The 21,756-nt window shown below is 34.6% G+C and carries 17 protein-coding genes, 1 pseudogene and 1 CRISPR repeat array; of the genes and pseudogenes, 5 read left to right on the top strand and 13 right to left on the bottom strand.

The window, feature by feature from the left end:
* Both QM491_RS25040 and QM491_RS25035 read right to left on the bottom strand, forming a co-directional pair.
* Window positions 1-344 (bottom strand): annotated as a pseudogene (locus QM491_RS25040) (transposase); the annotation flags it as partial.
* Between the two features lie 52 nt (window positions 345-396).
* Entirely contained in the window at window positions 397-558 is a 162-nt protein-coding gene (locus QM491_RS25035; protein WP_283330315.1) for a hypothetical protein, read from the bottom strand.
* A gap of 146 nt (window positions 559-704) precedes the next feature.
* Here QM491_RS25035 and QM491_RS25030 point away from each other — a divergent pair, with 146 nt between their 5' ends.
* On the top strand, window positions 705-869 hold the full coding sequence (locus QM491_RS25030; RefSeq protein ID WP_283330314.1) for a hypothetical protein: 165 nt from the start codon (window positions 705-707) through the stop codon (window positions 867-869).
* 325 nt (window positions 870-1,194) lie between these two features.
* Here the strand turns inward: QM491_RS25030 and QM491_RS25025 are convergent, their stop codons facing one another.
* From QM491_RS25025 to QM491_RS25015, 3 genes are all read right to left on the bottom strand, one after another.
* Entirely contained in the window at window positions 1,195-1,824 is a 630-nt protein-coding gene (locus tag QM491_RS25025) for a hypothetical protein (protein ID WP_283330312.1), read from the bottom strand.
* Window positions 1,825-2,514: 690 nt separating this feature from the next.
* Window positions 2,515-3,006: direct repeats of the CRISPR family, unit length 30 nt; unit sequence GTTTCAATTCCTCAATGGTACGATTAAAAT.
* Between the two features lie 314 nt (window positions 3,007-3,320).
* Window positions 3,321-4,499 carry a tyrosine-type recombinase/integrase gene (locus QM491_RS25020; RefSeq protein ID WP_283330311.1) on the bottom strand — a complete coding sequence of 393 codons (1,179 nt, stop codon included), beginning with the start codon at window positions 4,497-4,499 and terminating at the stop codon, window positions 3,321-3,323.
* Between the two features lie 249 nt (window positions 4,500-4,748).
* On the bottom strand, window positions 4,749-5,675 hold the full coding sequence (locus QM491_RS25015; RefSeq protein ID WP_283330309.1) for a DHA2 family efflux MFS transporter permease subunit: 927 nt from the start codon (window positions 5,673-5,675) through the stop codon (window positions 4,749-4,751).
* A gap of 1,059 nt (window positions 5,676-6,734) precedes the next feature.
* Between QM491_RS25015 and QM491_RS25010 the strand changes: the two genes are divergently transcribed.
* The 4 genes from QM491_RS25010 to QM491_RS24995 all read left to right on the top strand — a co-directional run bounded on the left by QM491_RS25010 (window position 6,735) and on the right by QM491_RS24995 (window position 13,843).
* A complete protein-coding gene (locus tag QM491_RS25010) occupies window positions 6,735-8,282 on the top strand; it encodes a type I restriction-modification system subunit M (protein ID WP_283330307.1) in 1,548 nt (515 codons plus the stop codon).
* 3 nt (window positions 8,283-8,285) lie between these two features.
* Entirely contained in the window at window positions 8,286-9,302 is a 1,017-nt protein-coding gene (locus QM491_RS25005) for a PDDEXK nuclease domain-containing protein (protein WP_283330306.1), read from the top strand.
* A 19-nt stretch (window positions 9,303-9,321) separates the two neighbouring features.
* The gene (locus QM491_RS25000; RefSeq protein WP_283330304.1) at window positions 9,322-10,515 is read left to right on the top strand and encodes a restriction endonuclease subunit S; all 1,194 of its coding nucleotides are present in this window, start codon (window positions 9,322-9,324) and stop codon (window positions 10,513-10,515) included.
* A 226-nt stretch (window positions 10,516-10,741) separates the two neighbouring features.
* Entirely contained in the window at window positions 10,742-13,843 is a 3,102-nt protein-coding gene (locus QM491_RS24995) for an HsdR family type I site-specific deoxyribonuclease (RefSeq protein ID WP_283330303.1), read from the top strand.
* Window positions 13,844-14,248: 405 nt separating this feature from the next.
* On the opposite strand, the gene QM491_RS24990 is transcribed toward QM491_RS24995, so the two are convergent.
* The 8 genes from QM491_RS24990 to QM491_RS24955 form a co-directional block, all read right to left on the bottom strand.
* Window positions 14,249-14,653: a hypothetical protein gene (locus QM491_RS24990; RefSeq protein ID WP_283330302.1), complete on the bottom strand. Its 405-nt coding sequence runs from the start codon at window positions 14,651-14,653 to the stop codon at window positions 14,249-14,251.
* Window positions 14,654-14,822: 169 nt separating this feature from the next.
* Window positions 14,823-15,008, bottom strand: a complete 186-nt coding sequence (locus tag QM491_RS24985; protein ID WP_283330301.1) for a hypothetical protein — start codon at window positions 15,006-15,008, stop codon at window positions 14,823-14,825.
* A complete protein-coding gene (locus tag QM491_RS24980; RefSeq protein WP_283330300.1) occupies window positions 15,008-16,024 on the bottom strand; it encodes a DUF6371 domain-containing protein in 1,017 nt (338 codons plus the stop codon). The genes QM491_RS24985 and QM491_RS24980 overlap by 1 nt, the downstream gene beginning before the upstream one ends.
* Before the next feature lie 193 nt (window positions 16,025-16,217).
* Window positions 16,218-17,438: a VapE domain-containing protein gene (locus QM491_RS24975; RefSeq protein ID WP_283330299.1), complete on the bottom strand. Its 1,221-nt coding sequence runs from the start codon at window positions 17,436-17,438 to the stop codon at window positions 16,218-16,220.
* A gap of 299 nt (window positions 17,439-17,737) precedes the next feature.
* Window positions 17,738-18,697, bottom strand: a complete 960-nt coding sequence (locus QM491_RS24970) for a replication initiation protein (protein ID WP_283330297.1) — start codon at window positions 18,695-18,697, stop codon at window positions 17,738-17,740.
* A 737-nt stretch (window positions 18,698-19,434) separates the two neighbouring features.
* The gene (locus QM491_RS24965; protein ID WP_283330296.1) at window positions 19,435-19,713 is read right to left on the bottom strand and encodes a hypothetical protein; all 279 of its coding nucleotides are present in this window, start codon (window positions 19,711-19,713) and stop codon (window positions 19,435-19,437) included.
* 142 nt (window positions 19,714-19,855) lie between these two features.
* Window positions 19,856-20,494, bottom strand: a complete 639-nt coding sequence (gene parA, locus QM491_RS24960) for a ParA family partition ATPase (protein ID WP_283330294.1) — start codon at window positions 20,492-20,494, stop codon at window positions 19,856-19,858.
* Window positions 20,495-20,868: 374 nt separating this feature from the next.
* The coding region (locus QM491_RS24955) for an IS3 family transposase (RefSeq protein WP_283330292.1) at window positions 20,869-21,756 on the bottom strand (888 nt) is incomplete at its 5' end.

The raw sequence follows: 21,756 nt of genomic DNA, 5'->3' as shown, positions 1-21,756 counted from the left end.
GATACGGCATGCCTTGCTAATGCCTCTTGGATAGAGTTCTTTCAACTCTCGCACAAGTGCTCGCTTGACACAAGGCTTTAGAGCTTTTTTTCTATGACATATTTTGCCATATCCAACTCTAAGGCTAGTTCTGCATACATGCGCTTGAGTTTGGCGTTCTCTTCTTCAAGTTGTTTGACCTTCTTGAGTTCGCTCGCTTCCATGCCGCCATAACGCTGACGCCAGTTATAAAATGTTACCTTGCTGACCCCATATTCCCGAACAATGGTATCTAAGGACTTGCCAGATTCAAATTCCTTAAGAATCTTGGCAATTTCGGTCGGACTAAATTTGCTGCTTTTCATAATACTTACTTAAAGTTAAAAAATATCACACTTTTTAAACTTTTAACCCGTACTATTTTTGGGGAAGCTTACAACAGATTTCATTGACGAAATCACTCACGTTGCCAGATGTTTTAAGCCATTCGGATACCTCTGGACGCACACGGCAACCAACTTGAACGGTGCGAGAACTATTTACTTTGTTTTCATTCATACTCCAAATCTTTGTTTTCATGATGAAATTAGCACCTTATGAAAACATAAATCCAAGGCATGAAAACATCGAACCCAAAATATCCTCATTTATCCTGTTTTCATCCTTTTTCTCCTTACTCAAAAATGATAACTTTGTGAACTGTCAAACTTTAACATACAAATTATATGAGTGCTTCTACAATCGTCAATTCTTCAGTAATTGCTCAACTAATGGGATGGTCTAAAAATTATGCACAGAAGAGAATATGTGCTGTCAAAAAAGCGAAGGGATTTGCCTACGTTACTCTGGCTGACTGTATGGAGGTCTGGAACGTGTCAACTTCTTGTTAATCTTACTCGTACTCTCTCTAAACTAAAAAAGAGGCACTTGAGTACCTCTAAAATAATCTTTACCAATCAAAATCGTAGCTACCTAGATGCTATGATACTTCACTAAGAATCCCATTTATTTTCATTTTCTGACTAATCCAGCAATAAACAATTGATAAACATTTACCTTTTTGGATTCCAATTCATATTAATGTCTAAGTCAAGATAGTTTAATTTGAAGTAGACCGAATTGGAAAAACGATTAGAAATGTCGAGATTCTCGATTGTAAGTACTTGAAATTGCATTGGCCTTTACGTTTTAGACACTGTAATTACATCAGTCGATTTAAGGTACAAGCAACTGAAAAAAATCGATCAATAGATTTTGTGTCTTCTCGCGCTTGTATGCTCTATTTATGTAACTGGGATGGTAGAATCGATTCTTGTTAAAATCTGAGTCATATATCGGATTAATGGACTTGTCAATTTTTGAGAAAATCTCAAATGCAATCTGTTTTAGCTCATTTTTACCAGCACCGCCCCAACCCAAATATACTGGTTTATCTTTCAGGTATTGATACTCATTGAATCTATAGTTTGTATTAGAATCAAAATTCTTTAATGCTCTAGAATATTCTTGATCTTTATAATAAAAACAGTTAAACAGCTGAATTACACCGTTTAATTTAATTGGGCTACTGTTTTGTATATACCATCCATTGAATATTTTCTCAACTCGCCCCATTGTAGCGTCTGAACTAAATGCTTTCCATTTGCTTAAATCAATTTCACAATTGTGGGTTTTACTAAAAAAACTCGACAAAAAGGCCTCATCCGGATCACCAAAAGCTTTTGCACTGCCAGGATTCATAAGGACAGCACTGCCAATTAAATCAATACTTTCTCCAAATTGTAAGAGTGTCGTTCTTCGATATTCCTTACCATCTTCGATGAAAAATTCTGCAAATACTTTCATTGTTTATAAATTTTGATGTAATACGTGTTCAGCAATAGTTCTGATACGTCGTTTATTTATTTTCATTTTAGAAAAACCTTTTCCATTTAGCTTTTGATTTCTAAAACACTTGATTTTATTTTTTGTAAGGATTTGCAAATGCAATAGAAGATAAAGTATTGAAAAAATTATCTGAATAGATACAAAGTTGAGTTTATATCAAAAGTTAATTCTGAATTTTTTAAGCAACAAACCTATCTTAATCTTTAAGGTGTAAATTGGCATATTTGGTTTTCATAAAATTTGAATTTTTATCAAAAATATCACAAACCTCTATCAAATTGATTTAAAGGAGGTTCCATTTTTTCAATCTTCAATTTTATAAGATTTATAATCTCTCTTATAGTTATAGATTCAATGTAGTCTGTTTCAATTTCTTTAAAAAGAATGACTCCAAACAAAATAATCAAAACTGTTCTCTATCTGGACTGATAGCTAAGATTGAGATTACCAACTCTAAAACAAGATACACTTACTTCAAAATTTTCTTCTAAATATTAGAATCCTTCACTATATCATCCCTTAAAAATCGTCTGCAATTTTCCAACTCATCATAGTATGAATTGTACTTTCTCGTATTTACAAGTTTTTCAATTCCCCACGGTACGATTAAGATAAACACCTGAGAAAATCAAAATTTGTAAGACCGTAGTTTCAATTCCTCTATGGTACGATTAAAATCTCAAACGAGAGTCTATGCCCGTGCGCCCTACCCGCAGTTTCAATTCCTCAATGGTACGATTAAAATCAAGTAGGATAGGGAATCCTACTTGATTGATTGGATGTTTCAATTCCTCAATGGTACGATTAAAATTTTTTGATTTCAGAGCATCACTACAATGGCAGGATAGTTTCAATTCCTCAATGGTACGATTAAAATTAGTCCACAGCCACGCAGGAAACATGATAGTGACAAGTTTCAATTCCTCAATGGTACGATTAAAATAAGCGACGAGGCAAATAAAATCATGCAGGATGCACTGTTTCAATTCCTCAATGGTACGATTAAAATTTGGCTGGCACAGCGTTTACCGCTTTTGCTGAAAAGTTTCAATTCCTCAATGGTACGATTAAAATTATAGTTTCGAGAAGCTTGCCTAGGCAGTTTGTGAAGTTTCAATTCCTCAATGGTACGATTAAAATCCGTTTCTAAAAAAGTGCTAATACTCAAATTAAGCACTTTTTTTACAAAAAATCAATAGGAATTATCGTCGATGCCTAATGATAGGATTTACCCAGGGGTTCGACGATAGTCTTTATTGAAGTTTGAAGCCATTTTTTCAATTTCATCTTCCAATTAGTAGGTAAATCATGAAAAAAAATAGACATCGACGACAAGGAAATATTCTAAGATAAATAAAAGAACATTTTTTTAGTACAAAAATAACCAATTAATAAATCACCGTGATACTATCGAATGCCACTCGGAATATTTTCCAAGTGGCATTAACCATACACTACTTCAAAAACTGCTTCTTAATAGTCGAGTCCTTCACTCTGGCATATCTTGAAAGCTGTCTGCTATCTTTCCAAACCACCATTGCCTGAATTGTGCTTTCTGGTATATCAAGCTCATTGATACTGTGGTCAACAAAACTCTTTCGTGAGGTATGAAAGGTTAGGTACTTATTTATCTTTGCTTTTTTGGCGATTTCCTTGATGTATTTATTAAGCTTAGTGTTTGACAGCTTCGGGAGTGAGTAAATATCAGAGCCGTAACGTTTGAGTATACTCATGGCTTTTTCGTTTAGCGGCACTCTCTGTCTCGTATCCGTTTTGTCCCTTCCTAACTTTATCCAGACGGTTTTATCCGAGTCAATGACGATATCATCTTCTGTGAGCGTATTGTAATCTATAAAGCTCAATGAAGTTTCGGCACAAAAACGGTAAATATCAAAGGTCTTTCGATGCTTTTCAGACAAATCCAAAGCATCTATTTTGTCCATCTCCTCCTGTGTGAGTGATACAGGATCCTTTTCTTTGGCTTTCTCCACTTTATAGCTTTCTATTTTGCGGTCTTGAGTGTATCCTTTAGATACAGCGTATTTTAGAATCCCTTTAATAAGGAATAAATACTTTTCAATGGTGCTTTCTTGATACTTCGAAATTTTCAGGTAGAATTTAAAATCCTCCATGAAAACATGGTCTATTTCATCAATATCTATTTGCTCCAGTTGCTTTTGTACCAAATAGGTTCGTATAGTCTCAAATTTTGACTCTCGACTTACTACAGATTGTTTCTTGAGCTTTTCGGCTTTGACCAACAAATACTGGTCTTTAATAAACTCTTTGAATACATCGATGAAGGATGGTACTCTTTTCCCTTTTCGTACTAATCCGTTGGAGACTCTGTGCCTTTCTAAGATTTCATCTGGTCGGATTGGTTCGTTTGGCTTTTCAAAACCGATTTGATTGAAGATTTGTGTAAAACGTAATTCATGGTTGTCCATGAGCTTTTGATTTTTTGCAGCCTCTTTGCCTTGAAAACACTGTTCTTTGGGATTCCATTGTTTGCGGTTTAATTTTATTTTAGTAGAAATTGGAACGGACTTTTCACCATCAACTCGAATTTCGCAATAGATAGTACCAAGGTCTTTGGTTTTACCTTCACGAAACCAATAATAGAAGGACATCATGTTGATAGGGGTGTAACTAACATTTCTAGGTGGTGTTGCAGATTTTTTGACATTTGTAAAAACTATTATATATTAAGAAATTATAAAAGTTTGATACAAACCAAAAAGCATTCCAAAGCCACGAAAAATAAAAGTGTTAGTAAAATTGTTAGTAAAATTAAAAAAGTGCCTTGGTTGCAAGTAGAGGGGATTTTTGAGGTATTTCAGACGATTGCGGAAAATCTGATATAAAACAAAAAAGCGAGCTAATTAGCTCGCTTGCAAGTCATTGAGAATCTTGGTTGTGGTCTCGTAGAGGATCACAAAGCTGAAGCCTATAACAGTGAGTAATTTAGGGCTTACTCCCTTATTAAGGGCGGCACCCATTGCTCCCATCAACATTCCTGTTATCAGTGCTCCCGGAAGTATCAATAGACCTGTACGGGTAGCATTCCAACCGAGGAATCCCTGAACAAAAACAGGGTAGAGAAAAACGGAGGCGTAGATCGCAAGCCCGAATGCAAATCGTAAAATAGCTCCTATAGCAACATTTCGATTTCTCAAAACACGTATATCAACTACGGGTTGTTCCACTCTCATCACCCTTAATACAAAGACTATTAGGCTCACGACTGAGACGATGCATAGACCCGTAATTACTTTATTTTGGAACCAGTCTTCCCGTTGTCCTTCTTCTAATACTATTTGAAGACATCCAATACCAAGAGCCATTGAAAGTATTCCAAGATAGTCTATTTTTCCTGAGCGCTTTTTCCTACTACCTTTTATAAATTTCCAAGACAGTAGTGTGGCTACTATTCCTATAGGAATATTTATGTAAAATATCCATGACCATGAGTAGTTATCGGTTAAATATCCACCAATTACAGGACCGAGCGTTGGTCCCATGACTATTCCTGCTCCAAATATACCATTTGCACTGTCCAACTCCTCAGGCGGAAACGTTTCGACCAGAATAGTTTGTGCGGTAGCAAGGAGAGCTCCACCACCAATACCCTGAATAAATCTCCAAAACACGAGAGTCTCTATGGAGTGAGACATCCCACACAGGAGAGAGGATAGGGTGAATAGTGCTACAGAGGCAGTAAAGTAAATTTTTCTACCAAATAAATCAGAGAGAAAGCCTGTCAGCGGAATAATAATAATATTTGTACTGCATATGACGTAATTACCCAAGCCGTGTCTTCTATAGTAGCCCCGAGGTTACCAGCTATTTGGCGGGTTGCAACGTTGATAATTGAAGTATCAATAAGCTCCATTTCTGGTACAAGCTACCCACCTATCACAATGTAAAGTCACTTCAATTATTAATATAAATTATACTTGTACCTTTTATTAAAGTTTATTTTTAATGATATTATTGAGTAAATGGTATTTTCTCCAATTTAAAGTTAGTAGCAAAAGCGTTACCCTCCAGTTCAATTAGTCACAGCGTAAATCGTTTAATAGGCTCATGACCTTATCATATTATTTTCTTAAATCAAGAGTTTATTTGAGTATTTACTTATATACTTAAATGAGTAAATACTCAAATGTGATGCATGTCAGCAAAGTAGACAAGTTGAAAACATTGAAAACAATAATGTTTTCACACACTCTAAATACGAAAACATCAAGCTGAATAATGAAAACATTGAAAACAAGGATGTTTTCACACACCTCCAATATGAAAACATCGTGCTGGATAATGAAAACACTGAAAACAAGAATATTTTCACACACTCTCAATACGAAAACATCAAGCTGAATAGTGAAAACACTGAAAACAAGGATGTTTTCGTAAGCTTCTAATATGAAAACATTGTGCTAGATAGTGAAAACATTGAAAACAAGGATGTTTTCACACTCTTCCAATATGAAAACATCTTACTAGATAATGAAAACATTGAAAACAAAAATGTTTTCATGCCTCTCTACGTGAAAACATGTAAACGAAAACAGCCTGATATAAAATGAAAACAATGAAAACAATGAAAACATACCTCTGTAAAATCAGACTACTGAATATGGTTGTGTAAGTTTTTATCAAATATTCCATGCTTAAAATGTAATACTGACCAGTATACTTTAAATTCCTCTCCTCGCTCCGATTGACAGCAATTCCATTACTTTTTATCTTGCAATCGAGATTGTTGCTCTATTAAGTCTATCTTTGCGGCTATTTTTAGAATATATTTATGCGTCATACTTTCACAAAAATGACCAATATATTAGCAGTAAAACCAAACAGAAAAAATGACAAGTACGAATCAACGAGCAGAATTACAAGCTAAAATATGGAAAATAGCCAACGATGTGCGTGGCTCAGTAGATGGGTGGGATTTTAAACAGTTTGTGCTAGGAACGCTGTTCTATAGATTTATTAGTGAAAATTTTACCAATTATATTGAAGGTGGTGATGATAGTATTAAATATGCTGAGCTTTCAGATGATATTATTACACCTGAAATAAAAGATGATGCCATCAAAACGAAGGGATATTTTATCTATCCTAGCCAACTATTTGTAAATATTGCTAGAACGGCAAATACTAATACTAACCTTAATACTGACCTAAAAGCTATTTTCGATGCTATCGAAAGCTCGGCGAATGGTTATCCTTCTGAAGAGGATATCAAAGGATTATTTGCTGATTTTGATACAACTAGTACACGTCTTGGCAATACTGTTGAGCACAAAAATAGCCGTTTGGCTGCGGTGATAAAGGGTGTTGCCGAACTGAATTTTGGAAACTTTGAAGATAGTGAAATCGACCTATTTGGTGATGCCTATGAGTTTCTGATTTCTAATTATGCTGCTAATGCAGGTAAGTCTGGAGGGGAGTTTTTTACGCCTCAAAGTGTATCTAAGCTAATTGCACAGTTGGCTATGCACAAACAGACTACCGTCAATAAAATATACGACCCTGCGGCGGGTTCGGGGTCTTTGTTGTTGCAAGCCAAAAAACATTTTGATAACCATATTATTGAAGAAGGTTTCTTTGGGCAAGAAATCAACCATACGACCTATAATTTGGCTCGTATGAATATGTTTTTGCACAATGTCAATTACGACAAGTTTAATATCGCTTTGGGTAATACGCTTACAGATCCACACTTTGGCGATGATAAACCTTTTGATGCTATTGTTTCTAATCCGCCTTACTCTATACCGTGGATTGGTGCCGATGATCCTACCTTGATTAATGACGACCGTTTTGCACCTGCTGGCGTGCTTGCTCCTAAATCCAAAGCCGATTTTGCTTTTGTGCTACATGCCCTTAGCTATCTTTCTAGTAAGGGTAGAGCTGCATTGGTTTGTTTCCCTGGTATCTTTTACCGTGGTGGTGCAGAACAGAAGATTAGAAAGTATTTGGTTGACAACAACTTTGTGGAAACGGTTATCTCTTTAGCTCCCAACCTTTTCTATGGTACTTCTATCGCTGTTACTATTTTGGTTCTGTCAAAACATAAGCCTGATACCAAAACGCAGTTTATTGATGTAAGTGGGGAAGAGTTCTTCAAGAAAGCTACTAACAACAATGTGCTGATGGATGAACATATTGAAAGGATTATGGAGATGTTTGATAGCAAAGAAGATGTTGAATATGTAGCAAAATCTATCGACAACGCCATCATCGAAGCAAACGATTACAACCTTTCGGTAAGTTCTTACGTCGAAGCTAGAGATACCCGTGAGAAGGTAGATATTGTACAACTAAATGCTGAGATTGCTACCACTGTAGAGAAAATAAATACCCTACGTAGTAGTATTGATGCCATCATAGAAGAAATTGAAGGTTAGACAATGAGCAAAGAAATAAGCCTACAAAAAGAAGAATACGAAAGTATTTTGAAACAAGCGGTTGAGCAAATCCGTACAACTAGAATAATTGTAGCCAAACAATTAAATAGTGCCGCACAATCTATTTATTGGAATCTTGGTAAGTTGATTTTTGAAAAACAATTGGCCGAAGGATACGGTAGTGCCGTGGTCAATCAACTTTCGGTTGACCTCAAAAAAGAATTTCCCGATATGGGCTTATCGCCCCGCAATTTGTGGGATATGAAACGGTTTTATGAGCGTTACTATCAAGCAGACTTAAAACTGCGACAGGCTGTCGCAGTTTTGCCGTGGGGACATAATTTGTTGTTAATCAATAAGGTTCAATCGCTCGAAGCTGTACTTTTTTATGCCAACGAAGCTATAACCAAAGGCTGGAGCAGAGATTGGTTGCTCAATGCCATTAAAATGGATAGTTTCAGCCATCATCAAACACAAATTAAATCACACAATTTTAACGAAACACTTTCCGCCATTGATGCAGATTATGCCAATGAAGTGTTTAAAGACCGTTATAATCTTGGCTTTTTGGGCATTACCGAAAAAGTAAAAGAAACGGATCTGGAAAAACGATTGGTAGAAAAAATCAAAAACTTTGTTTTGGAATTAGGCAAAGGCTTTACGTTTATTGGCAACCAATACCGTTTAGAATACAATAACAAAGAGTATTTTGTGGATATGCTTTTTTTTCATCGTGGTTTACGAAGTTTAGTGGCTGTTGAATTAAAAATAGGCAGTTTTAAAGCCGAATATGTAGGCAAAATGAATTTATACCTGTCGTTACTTGATAAATTGGAGAAGGGTGAAACCGAAAATAATTCTATCGGAATTATTCTTTGTGCCGACAAAGACCATGTAGATGTAGAAATTGCCCTCCAAGACATCAATAAACCTATTGGCGTGGCAGAATATCAGCTTTTATTACCCAAAGACCAATTGCAAGACTTGTTGGTAAATGAAATAAAAGCCTATAACAACTAATTATTACGATAATAAAAGCATGAGCTATTTAGATAAATTATTAGAAGGTGTTGAGGTGGAATGGAAGCCGATAAGTAAATCTCTTATTCGTACAAAAGGAACAAGTATTACAGCTGGTCAAATGAAGGAGCTTGATAAAGGTGATGCTCCTTTGAAGATTTTTGCTGGTGGAAAAACAGTTGCATTTGTTGATTTTGATGATATACCTGAAAAAGATATTAATACTGAACCTTCGATTATAGTAAAATCTCGTGGAGTTATAGAATTTGAATATTATGATAAACCATTTTCACATAAAAATGAAATGTGGTCTTATCATTCTACAAATGAATTTCTAAATATCAAGTTTGTATACTACTTTCTGAAGATAAATGAATCTTATTTTCAGAATATAGGTAGTAGGATGCAAATGCCTCAGATTTCAACTCCCGACACAGGAAATTTTCTTATCCCAATCCCTTATCCAGAAAATCCGAAAAAATCACTTGAAATTCAAACCGAAATTGTTCGTATTCTTGATACTTTTTCCGAGCTTACAGCAGAGCTTACAGCAGAGCTTACAGCTCGTAAAAAGCAGTATGAGTATTATCGCGAGCAATTATTAAGCTTTGAAGAGGGAGAAGTACAACATTTACCCATGGGCAATGAAAGTATTGGTAAATTTATTCGAGGTGGTGGATTACAGAAAAAAGACTTTACTGAAACAGGAGTTGGTTGTATTCACTATGGTCAAATTTACACGTATTACGGAACATATACGAATAAAACAAAAACATTTGTATCTGAAGAATTTGCTAAAAAAGCTCGTATGGCAAAGTATGGCGATTTGATTATTGCTACCACAAGTGAAAATGATGAAGATGTGTGTAAAGCAGTAGCGTGGCTAGGAGATGAAGATATAGCAGTAAGCAGTGATGCGTGTTTTTATTCTCACAGTTTAAATCCCAAGTACGTTGCGTATTTTTTTCAAACGGAACAATTTCAAAAACAAAAAAGGTCTTTTATAACAGGTACAAAAGTAAGACGTGTAAATGCTGATGATTTAGCGAAAATTAAAATACCAGTTCCTTCACCAGATGAACAAGCCCGTATTGTTTCCATTCTCGACAAATTCGATACGCTAACTAACTCAATCAGTGAAGGATTGCCGAAGGAGATATCCTTACGAAAACAGCAGTATGAGTATTATCGTGATATACTACTTAATTTTTAATTGTCAGGTATTAATGATTAATTTAGGTATAACATTGACACCTAACAATTTATTTCAGTTGGTTAATGACACTAACCAACTGAAATAAATTGTAGCTGATGAAAAGTTATATAAATCTAAACCATTAAATTATAAAGAGCATTCATTTAGAGATCATTGTTAATGGCTAATAGAATAGTTCTCTTTGACGGTTAATACTTACGCATGAATCATTAACACTTATCTTATGTACAACACCATCGCCGAAACAAATAATTTTATAGTACTTGATCAATATACCAAGTACACAGAATTTAACGAAGCGCCTACAGCCTATCAAACAGAAGCTGCTTTAGAGAGAGAACTGATACAAGATTTACAAAATCAAGGTTACGAGTACCGCTCTGACCTTAATACGATGGAGGCCATGTTTGCCAATGTAAGAGTACAATTACAGGCACTCAACAACATGAGTTTTTGGGATAGTGAATGGAGACGTTTTGTAGAGGAGTATTTAGACAAGCCAAGTGATAACCTAATCGAAAAAACAAGGAAAATACATGATAACTACATCTATGATTTTGTTTTTGACGATGGTCATATCCAAAATATTTATTTAGTAGATAAAAAGAATATTGCTCGTAACAAAGTGCAAGTAATATCTCAATTTGAACAAAAAGGTACACACGCCAATCGATATGATGTAACCATATTGGTCAATGGTTTGCCTCTTGTTCAGGTAGAGCTCAAAAAGCGTGGAGTAGCTATACGAGAAGCTTTCAATCAAGTACATCGTTATACTAAAGAGAGCTTTAATAGTAAAAACTCACTCTTCAAGTACTTAAAGCTATTTGTTATCTCAAACGGTACTGATAGCCGCTATTTTGCCAATACTACCGAGCGCAATAAAAACAGTTTTGACTTTACCATGAATTGGGCAAAGGCAGACAATACATTGATAAAAGACCTGAAAGACTTCACCGCAACGTTTTTTCAGAAACAAACGCTTTTAAACGTCCTGCTCACCTATTCGGTTTTTGATACAAGTGATACGCTGCTTATCATGCGCCCCTATCAAATTGCAGCAACAGAGCGCATCTTATGGAAAATCATTAGCTCGTATCAAGCCAAAAAATGGTCTAAGACCGAAAGTGGTGGTTATATCTGGCATACAACAGGATCTGGTAAAACCTTGACAAGCTTTAAAGCGGCACGATTAGCCACACAATTAGACTTTATTGATAAAGTATTCTTCGTTGTTGACCGTAAAGATTTGGACTTTCAAACGATGAAAGAATACCAAAGATTCTCTCCAGATAGCGTGAACGGTTCTGATAGTACGTTAGGCTTAAAACGAAATATTGAGAAAGAGGATAATAAAATCATCGTTACCACTATTCAGAAGCTAAATAACCTCATGAAAAATGAGAGTGATTTAGATATTTACCAGAAACAAGTAGTATTCATTTTTGATGAAGCCCACCGTTCACAATTTGGCGAAGCACAAAAGAACTTGAACAAGAAGTTCAAAAAATTCTATCAATTTGGTTTCACAGGAACTCCAATATTTCCAGAAAATGCACTGGGTGCAGAAACTACCGCAAGTGTATTTGGTCGTGAGTTACATGCCTATGTTATTACAGATGCTATCAGAGATGAGAAAGTATTGAAATTTAAAGTTGATTACAACGATGTTCGTCCTCAGTTTAAGAGCCTAGAAACAGAAAAAGATGAACAAAAGTTGAGTGCAGCCGAGAACAGAACTGCGTTACTTCATCCAGCTCGTATCAAAGAAATATCACAATATATTTTACAGAATTTCAGGATAAAAACTCATAGAAACCAAGGAACAAACAAAGGTTTTAATGCCATGTTTGCGGTGAGTAGTGTAGATGCTGCTAAATGTTATTATGAGGAATTAAACCGTTTGCAGCATGGTAATGTAAAACCTTTGAAAATAGCAACGATCTTCTCTTTTGCTGCCAATGAAGAGCAAAATGCCATTGGTGAAATAGCGGATGAGACATTTGAACCTTCTGCAATGGATAGTAGTGCCAAAGAGTTTTTGACAAAAGCCATCAATGACTATAATCAAATGTTTAAAACAAGCTATGGCGTTGATAGTAAAGAATTTCAGAATTATTATCGGGACCTAGCCAAACGAGTAAAAAGTAGAGAGATTGATTTGATTATTGTGGTTGGAATGTTCCTTACGGGGTTTGATGCGCCTACGCTGAATACGCTATTTGTCGATAAGAATCTGCGTTATCACGGCTTAATGCAAGCTTTTTCCCGTACCAATCGTATTTATGACGCCACAAAAACTTTTGGGAACATTGTTACTTTCAGAGATTTAGAAACAGCTACGGTTGATGCTATTACACTTTTTGGTGATAACAGCACCAAAAATGTAGTTTTGGAAAAGAGCTATAAAGAGTACTTAGAAGGCTTTACAGACACTACAACAGGAGATGCGAGAAGAGGCTTTAAGGATTTAGTAAATGAATTAAACGAGAGATTTCCTAACCCTGATGAAATAGCTACAGAGAAAGATAAAAAGGAGTTCTCAAAACTTTTTGGGGAATACTTACGTGTAGAAAACATCTTACAGAACTATGATGAATTTACACAGTTGAAAGCCTTACAAGAGATAGATGTAGATAATCCTGAAGCTTTAGAAAAGTTTAAAGAAGCCTATTTTGTAACAGATGAGAGTATCGCTTTGATGCATGACATAAAATTATTGCCTGAGCGTACCATTCAAGATTATCGCTCCACCTATAATGATATTCGTGATTGGATAAGAAGAGAGAAAAGCGGAAAAGAAGCAGAAGAATCCAAAATAGATTGGGACGATGTCGTCTTTGAAATAGACCTACTTAAATCACAAGAAATTAATCTTGATTATATTCTCGAATTAATATTTGAGCATAATACAAAAACTAAAGATAAAGGCGCATTGGTTGAAGAAATTCGCAGGGTAATCCGTGCTAGTATCGGTAACCGAGCAAAAGAAAGTTTGCTGGTGGACTTCATTAATGAGACAGATCTCGATATCATTCAGGACAAAGCTAGTATCATCGATACCTTCTTTTCGTATGCACAAGATAAACAGAAAATAGAAGCTACTGAACTCATTTCAGAAGAGAATCTGAATGTAGAGGAAGCAAAACGGTATATTACAACTTCATTAAAGCGAGAATATGCTTCAGAAAACGGAACAGAATTAAATGCTCTCTTACCTAAAATGAGTCCTTTAAATCCACAATACCTGACCAAAAAACAGCGTATTTTCCAAAAGATTACAGCCTTTATTGAGAAGTTTAAGGGCGTTGGAGGGCAAATTTAAGGAGAGATCCTATCTCAAAAGTGTATAATATACAATTAATGGGGTTTAACTTTTAGTCTAAAGTTGAACCCTGTTCAAAAATAGTGGTAGTATCTCCTAAGCTTTGGGTGAGACACTACCTTTTAGTGGTATATACAAGATCCTTTACTTTAGCTAGAATTTATCAGAAGTCCAATCCTAAATGTGTTAACGCCCGCCCTACGTTAAAATCTATCCTCCAACTCTTCCCAGAACAAAGCTGCTAACCCGACAATGATTAATCCAAAAACTAGTATTACACTCAATACCCCTGATGATGATTTAGAGGATTTATTCCTTGAATCTAAGAATGTACTGTTCCCTGACAACGTAAGTTCTTCTCTTGTACTCGTTCCAAATGGTTGTGATGCTACTTCAAACATAGGTTTATGAAAGTTTTACTAGGTTCATGATGATGGTAAAAATGTCTTCTATGTGGTTAACCTGAAACTGTCTTTCAGTATTATCTATACACATAATGTTTAGTGTGTTTCCTTTATGAGTTTCGTAGGCTTGCTGCATTCTATCATTTTCATAGAAGGCAATCTTTTTAATCAGTACCTCTAGTTCTTCTTTTGAATAGGTCATTTCTGTTTTCTGTTGCTTTGTTTGATGATGTCTTTGACCCAGAATCGTATCAACGTATTCACTTAGCGTTAGTCCGTATAGATTAGCTTCTTGAGCGAGTTGGATTTTTGTACCTGCGTCGCACTTAAATCCAATTGTTACTTTGTTTGTTGCGAACTCTAGTCCTTCCAGTTGTAGAGCTCTACCTGTTTTGAGGTGATTCATGTAGTGAATTATTGGAGGCCACCCTCCTGTTTATGTGTTTACCTCTCAAACTTAATTAACCCATGTTACACACTTTTAGGTTAATCTAGGTTAATCCCTATTAATTCGGGTTAATTCCAGTTAATTCATGTTAACATGGGTTAATCAGTTTAAAGGAGATTATTTCAAATTAATCACTTAAAGGACCTAAGTGGTTAATAATAGCTTCTACCTCTTTAGGGGTTAGCACTCTTCTAGTTTTATCAAGTTGAAACTGGGAGTTAGGAATACGCATCAACATCTTGTTAAATGTCTTGAGACATACTTGGTATTCTTGTGCTAGTTTTGTTCGTGTGGTGGTTCGGTATTTGTACATTAGTGTTTATCGTATTGTTGAGTTGGAAAAGTATTTGAATTAAAATCCCATGACACTGGATAGGCATTATCATTTAGCGCAAGGCCTAGTTCAGTATCTGTTTTCATTAGATAATCGGCTAGATCATATCCCTTTTCCCTCTGTTGAATCGTTGCCTTATTTTCTAAGACACTTGATACTGAAACTGTGTATCCCAAGGATTCAAGAAGAGAGGCTTTATCTTGCCATTTTTGGTAAGGTGTTTTACCGTTTCTATCTTCCACTCCTACATCAGGGAAAAGAATTAACTTAAATTGCTTTAGAGGTCTAAAGTTTTCAATTGACAAATTCATTCCCCCAGACGCTAACCAAATCACGTTTGGAATTAATGCTGTCATAAGCACTGCTGTTTTTTCGGATTCAACAACACAGATGCTTTTGGCTTCGTGGGTGTTAATTTGATGTAATCCAAAAAAGCACTGATCGAGTCTAAAATCTTTCCACTTGGCTACTGAGTGAGCCCATTGAATATGATTGAACGGATGCTTACACCTTCTCCCTGTATCGGAATCATAAAGCATGATTTTTCCTGCGTGTATATTCATCCGTTCATCAATCTGCCAGAACATTGTACTACCTTTCCAGTAGGTAGAGGTACCCAGTTTGAAGCGGTTTACTAAGTATTGAGTTAAGTCTTCTTTAAAGAGCCGCCTAAGATACCTAATCAAATTATTGGGATCATCTCTATTCATTGTTCTATCTAAGTAACTTTTTTGTATATACGTTGGTAGCAATATTACCTCTTTTGAGTGTCTTCCGATCGCTATTGGTGCATAATTGCTACCAATTTTTTCTAAAAAAGCCTTCGGAGTTAGATGATATGCACAATTTACTTCTCTGTTGCACCTACCAACATCATCTGGCATGTAATTACCATTCTCGTTGTCCCAATATCTTTTTAAAGTTCGTTTGCCGCAGCTTGGACACTTATACAACCTAGTCGGAGTTGTTTTATCTAATGAATATCTAAAAGTCATAGTTTTAAAAGTTGTAGTTTTTAAGTTACCTACTTACCTAAAGTGTTTTATCTTGCTAATGATCAGCCCTTTATGAGATTTATATGTAGGTAGGTAAGAACGTATTATGGCTATCTTGTGAAGTTACCTAAATATATTAATTTACTGGTTATGAGAATATTACTTGTAAATAGGTAAGTAGGTAACTTAACTTCTAGAAGTTTAAGCTTTTAACTACCCAATAGCCATATACTTGTATTCCATTTTTTACTCTTTTGTCTCTTTGGTAGTATTTTGAAAGAACCTTTCCCATTTGGACATGATTAATTTTAGAAATCCCTGAATTTACTTTTAGATATGTTGTTATTTCAGACGCTTGTAGAAACTCTTTTTGATGATCATTAGTACTGTTTGGAGCATCTAAGTATTTATGAATCAATTCATCCTCAACTGATAGCATTTGAAATTGAGAATTCCGAATCTCGTTTTCGTGTATTTCTTTTTGACTTAGATCACAAGGGAATTGGCTTTGATACAAGTAGAATGCCTGTCTCCAAACGTCATCAATATTAATGCTTAACTTATATTCCCAGTTTATTGAATTTATTTGAAAGCATAACCATCTCACAGAACCAGTTTCATCAGATAGAAATTGTCCCAAGTTTGTTGATCCTATGAAAGAGCAGCGTCGAACGATATTGCTATTTTTTGCCTCATACGGTAGTCTAACATTAATGGAAGTCTTTGAGAAATAGGATTTTAAAGCATTTATCTCAGCTTTGTGTAACGTACTTAATTCATCAAGGTTGATAATAAAGTTCTTAGCTAATAAGATGAGTCCATCTTTATCTGTGGTAATATCTTCTGCAAAGTAATCCTTTAATGTAGGAGGAGTTAAGAATCGACAGAAAGTAGTTTTACCTGTATTTTGTCCAGCTTGTACTAGAATGAAAGCTTGTTTGTTGAAGTAGTCATCGTCTAAAGCACATTTAACAGTTCTGACTAAATGCTTTTTAAATTGTTTGTTGAATTCTCCTTGATTTTCCGCTTGTACAAAGTTTGCTAATTTATCAATGTAGTCAGGTTCTTCTGGTTTATAACTCTTTAGTTGTTTGAAGTAGTTATCTATGGGATTGACTTTAGGGACAAAATCACTTTTTAGAATTTCTCGAAAATCAGATTTGGATATCTTAATTCCTTGTTCCCTTAGACTCACATATAAATTAGAGTCATTTAAAGGTTCAAACTTATTCAGCCCTTTAGGAGATATTTCTAAATCAAGCTTAATCGAATCCAGTCTCAAATCATAGTCAAGTAATGCTTTTTTGACTCGGACAAAAGTGTTTGAACTATTTTTGCTTGGAGCTTCCTGCTCAAATTTGTGTATTTCCTTTTCTACGTCGGAAATATACACCTCTTTTTTTGTACATTTCATATTGAATGAAATTCTATTTTACTTATTTAGTGATTAAAATAAACTTATTTGAAGACCGTTTTGAGTTTTAATATGTAAGAGGTTTTGTTGTATTAATTTGTGCAAATGTATAACAGGATTTATTTATTTCAAAACGTTAGTGTATATACGAATAAAATTATTTGTATATCACAATTCAATTATTACTAAGTGCCTCAAATTCAACAATTTGTGTTTTTTGAAGTTTCAAATATTTATCCTTTTTGTTACAGATAATAAAAAAAGAGGTAACAATAAGTTAAACTGTTACCTCTTTTTTACTATTTATTTGTCGATTTGTAAGTTTTATTAAATCCTAATGATTTGGCCATGTACTGTGTCTTAGAGCTCTTAATCAAAATTATTCCATTATCTATTTTTGAATTCACTTCAGCAAATTTCTCTAGTAGGTCTTCATTTGAGAGAATCATTTTCATTTGCTCTTGGTTAAATGTGTATTCTGTTTCAAGAATACCTTGAGCAATTAGTCTAACCATATTAGGATTAGCGCTTCTGAATCCGTCAAGTTCTTCTTCTACTGAATTGTATTTTACATCTCGCACCGTAGTTATTGCAAACGCCAGTGATATGACACTTTTACCCTTTTTTTGATGCGGCTCGTAATTTATTACAATATCTGCCTTCTCATAAATATCGGCTCTTGCTTTTTCCAGCACACGCTTTTTAAAATCAGCATAAGCATAATTTGTATTGAATATTTTTTGTAATTCTGCTACTTCAATAACAAACGTTTTTCTATTACTATTTCGTAACTCCATCATTACAATTTCGTACATTCTTTGAGAGTACACACTTTGAAACTGAAGAAAAATGTCAATGTTGTATTTTGTATATTCTTGCCCCAAGTTTAGTAAAAAATCTAATGAAGAGCGAGTTACAAGCAATTCGAGCATTCCATTGTTATTGATATTATATCTTATGTCTGGAAACAAAACGATACTTAGCAACTGGTTTTTTACCTCCGAATGATACTGAACTTTCTTCTGCTGAAGGTTCTCTAAACACTCTTTGATGTATTTGTACTGAACATGTTTGACAACATCAATTATGGGAATTTTGAAGGAATGTGTTGATTGACCTTCATATTTACCTACGTGATCTAATTGATTTAAAACCACCGAAAGGATTTTTCTTTCATTCAATCCCCATTCTTGTCTCGATAAGGTCAGGCTATTAGGTTGAAAATTATTTTTTCTCAGTTGAAATAGTTCAGTGGACATAAGCAATAGTTGTAAAATATTAATTTTTAATCTCTCATTTACACAAAGTTAAAAAGAATAATGACATAATAATACACTTGTCATTATTCTTTTTAACTATTCTCGTTATTCCTGTAGATTTATACCTTTCAATTTGTCATTATTCTAAAAATTATCTTGATATATGTTAAGAATAATTCAAATTTTGGCTTTCATTTTGTCATTATTTACCGCACCAGAGTGTGGATAACTCTCAAATTGTGTGGATAACTTGCGATTTTAAGTAAAATTTTGCCTTTCAATTTGTCATTATTTGCCACACCCTTGCCTTTCAATTTGTCATTATTTGCCTTTCAATTTGTCATTATTTGCCACACCCTTGCCTTTCAATTTGTCATTATTTGCCTTTCAATTTGTCATTATTCTCTTTGCAACATCCTGTAAATCAATTCAATAGGAAGGCTCTAAATCAATCAAATATTTAATTGATAAAATAAATAAAATCATGATTTGTTTTTTAAAGTTAAAATTTCAAAAAAAATAGACCAAGAATCAAAATGTCAAAATGGAAAATTTCAAAAATCAAACTAAACTGAAGCAAATAGGGCCGTGAACTAATTAATTAGTTTTCATATTTCGATTTTAAGGCGTTATTTATGCATCAAATGATTACTTGTATAGTAAGAACGATAAACGCCTCTTAGAATCTAAAAGAATACCTATAGCTCTAATGTCTATAGGTATTCAATAATATATTTCTATTTATTTCCTTCTTCAAGATCTCTATTTATCAAATCAAGGATATATTCTCTAGTTGTTTTATATCCCTTTGTCAGTTGTCTAATCTTAATTGGCTGATAGAGTTCTTCTGGTACATCAACACTGAGCCGAGTTTGTTTCCCCTGAGTACTGTGTATTTTTTGCACCACTTTATCTGTAGTTTTTACATCTATTTCTGTAGTTTTCAATTCCACCTTTTTAGGCAGTAGGTTTGAAACATTTCTTAGTCCAATATTTGATTTATTATCTTTAGCCATATTCTTTTTTATTTAAGTAAATACTTATTTAAGTACTTTTTATTTTGTAAAACTCTGATTATCAATGCCAATATTTTGCTGGTGTATCAAAAAGGTTACCAATTAAGTAAATAAGTATTTGAACTTTTAAGTATATACTTATTTACTTAATTGGTAACAATGACAATACTTCTGTGTAAAGTGAAATCAATTCCTGTTTCGCTTTTTCATCTTTATATTCTAGTACTCCAAGACCTTTAATTACGGCCTCAGCATAAGCAGTTCTATCTTTTAAAGTTGTGTCTACAACACCTATCCCAGTTTCCTGAAGAATTTCTTTGACCTCTTTACTCAGATTGGTATTAGGTCTATACCGATTGAGAATAAAGCGAGCAGGGATATCTTCCTCCTTTTCAATCTTTGCATCTTCAAAACGTTGCATGAATTGTTCAGTCGCCCAGATATCCAAACCACTAGGTAAGATTGGTACCAACAGTAAATCTGCCAGAAGAATAATCTTACTAGTTATTTTATCTAAGGATGGTGTACCGTCGATGATTACAATTTCATAATCTCTAGCTAACTGTTTGATGTTAGCAGCCAATGTTTTTTCAGGTGTCCCAAAAGTTGGAATCAGTGGCAAATCTTCACCTCGTAAACTAGACCAGCGTAAAGCACTCTGGTTTGCATCAGCATCGGCAATGCAAACCTTATATCCACCATGAGCAAAGCATACCGCCAAATTTTGAGAAATAGTAGACTTACCTACACCACCCTTCAAGCTTGTTACAGATATTATCATGTTTATTAGTTTTGTGATGTAGTAAATTTATACTTATTTACGTAAATGGACAAATGTTTATTTACGTAAATAAGTATAAATTTTTTTGGAATAAACGATATCAATCATTAAATCAAGTTAACCTAAAGGGTAAAAACAGATTACTCTTTTATCCCTGTTTGAAGTAAATAAAAATCTTTTCGAGATCATGAGTATACAGTATAAATACAATAATAATTGGTATAAATATTGTGCATAAATTAAAAATCAAAAAATGCGAAAGAAGAAAGACACCTAATTCATCAGGTAATTAAAACAAAATATATAAAATCTATGTGTTGTTGGCTTCCCATTTTTAGTACAGTTTAAAAATATACATAATCTTGTTGTTTTGATTATGTTTTTAACCCTTCTTGGGCTGAGAGTAGCGTAGCGGAACGAAGCCCAAGAAGGGTGTTTTGTTTTTTCAATCTATAATCTACTGAGCTCATACCACCTAAAGAGACATGCGAGCGAACGAAATTATAATCCTTCAGCCATAGATCTGTTTCTTGGCAAACTTCCTCCAAAGAATCAAAAGCATAAGCATCTAATACATGTCGGCGGTATGTTTGATTGAATCGCTCAATGTAGGCATTTTGCGTTGGTTTCCCTGGTTGAATATAGAGGAAAACGATGTCATTCATCTGACTCCATTCTTGCGCTAGCTTTGCTACAAATTCTGGTCCATTATCCATTCGAATCTTAGTAGGCTTGCCATATTTGTTCACCAAATGGCGAAGAATATAAATCACCCTACTACTCTTGAGCGAGTAGTCTGTCACTATGAAAAGTATTTCTCGATTGTAATCATCTATCACATTAAAGCTTCGGAAGGAACGCCCGTTACTTAATACATCACTCATGAAGTCTATGCTCCAAGTTTGAGTAAAGCTCTGGGGAACTTCTAAGGGTTCTTTCACCCTAGCTGCAAGGCGTTTTTTAGCCTTTCTACGAATAGAAAGTCCCATCTGCACATACACCCGATGCACTCGCTTATGATTGAAATGATAACCCGCATTGCGCATACGATAATAAAACTTCCAAAAGCCTTCACGAGGATGATCCTTACTCAATTGTGATAATTTATCCATTAACACTTGATCGTTCTTAACGGATTGATAACTTAAACTGCTTCGGCTCGTTTTGAAGATACGGCATGCCTTGCTAATGCCTCTTGGATAGAGTTCTTTCAACTCTCGCACAAGTGCTCGCTTGACACAAGGCTTTAGAGCTTTTTTTCT

Source organism: Flectobacillus longus, assembly GCF_030056705.1.
GTDB classification, from domain to species: domain Bacteria; phylum Bacteroidota; class Bacteroidia; order Cytophagales; family Spirosomataceae; genus Flectobacillus; species Flectobacillus longus.
Note: the sequence above shows the minus strand (reverse complement) of the source record. Positions and strands in the feature narration are given on the sequence as shown.

Coding starts and splice junctions, on each gene's coding strand:
- QM491_RS25035 (WP_283330315.1), bottom strand. CDS start 558: ATGAAAACAAAGATTTGGAGTATGAATGAAAACAAAGTAAATAGTTCT.
- QM491_RS25030 (WP_283330314.1), top strand. CDS start 705: ATGAGTGCTTCTACAATCGTCAATTCTTCAGTAATTGCTCAACTAATG.
- QM491_RS25025 (WP_283330312.1), bottom strand. CDS start 1,824: ATGAAAGTATTTGCAGAATTTTTCATCGAAGATGGTAAGGAATATCGA.
- QM491_RS25020 (WP_283330311.1), bottom strand. CDS start 4,499: ATGATGTCCTTCTATTATTGGTTTCGTGAAGGTAAAACCAAAGACCTT.
- QM491_RS25010 (WP_283330307.1), top strand. CDS start 6,735: ATGACAAGTACGAATCAACGAGCAGAATTACAAGCTAAAATATGGAAA.
- QM491_RS25005 (WP_283330306.1), top strand. CDS start 8,286: ATGAGCAAAGAAATAAGCCTACAAAAAGAAGAATACGAAAGTATTTTG.
- QM491_RS25000 (WP_283330304.1), top strand. CDS start 9,322: ATGAGCTATTTAGATAAATTATTAGAAGGTGTTGAGGTGGAATGGAAG.
- QM491_RS24995 (WP_283330303.1), top strand. CDS start 10,742: ATGTACAACACCATCGCCGAAACAAATAATTTTATAGTACTTGATCAA.
- QM491_RS24990 (WP_283330302.1), bottom strand. CDS start 14,653: ATGAATCACCTCAAAACAGGTAGAGCTCTACAACTGGAAGGACTAGAG.
- QM491_RS24985 (WP_283330301.1), bottom strand. CDS start 15,008: ATGTACAAATACCGAACCACCACACGAACAAAACTAGCACAAGAATAC.
- QM491_RS24980 (WP_283330300.1), bottom strand. CDS start 16,024: ATGACTTTTAGATATTCATTAGATAAAACAACTCCGACTAGGTTGTAT.
- QM491_RS24975 (WP_283330299.1), bottom strand. CDS start 17,438: ATGAAATGTACAAAAAAAGAGGTGTATATTTCCGACGTAGAAAAGGAA.
- QM491_RS24970 (WP_283330297.1), bottom strand. CDS start 18,697: ATGTCCACTGAACTATTTCAACTGAGAAAAAATAATTTTCAACCTAAT.
- QM491_RS24965 (WP_283330296.1), bottom strand. CDS start 19,713: ATGGCTAAAGATAATAAATCAAATATTGGACTAAGAAATGTTTCAAAC.
- parA (WP_283330294.1), bottom strand. CDS start 20,494: ATGATAATATCTGTAACAAGCTTGAAGGGTGGTGTAGGTAAGTCTACT.